The following is a 336-nucleotide window of genomic DNA, read 5'->3' on the forward strand; positions in this document are numbered from 1 at the left end:
GTCCATATCTTGGAGATGACTTCAGATACTGGGGAACCGTCTAAGGAGACTTTCATGCTCCAATGGCTCGAAATACTGTGTGCCGGTATTGTAAAAGTTACCGGCATACTCGTGATAACTGCAATTGAAGTAGGCCGACAAGTCGGCAAAGCAGTAAAACAACTTCAAAAGAACTCATCATTACAGCAAATACTCGTTTCGCTCAAAGAGTATTATGCTGAACCAATCAAGGAGAATGTGACCGTGGACTTGTATGAAGCACAGCTTGAGATGGAAAAACAGTTCGATAAGAACCAGACGCATAAGCGTATCTCCGCAGAATATGCAGCGTCAGAC

General features: G+C 43.8%; 1 protein-coding gene. It reads left to right on the forward strand.

Features of this window, described 5'->3' with window-relative positions; all coding sequences use genetic code 11:
* Positions 1-54: 54 nt before the first annotated feature.
* Positions 55-336: hypothetical protein (locus RMT89_RS41840; protein WP_315888994.1), on the forward strand; the 282-nt coding region annotated here is incomplete at its 3' end.

The sequence above is a fragment of the Streptomyces sp. P17 genome (genome assembly GCF_032436805.1).
Classification (GTDB): domain Bacteria; phylum Actinomycetota; class Actinomycetes; order Streptomycetales; family Streptomycetaceae; genus Streptomyces.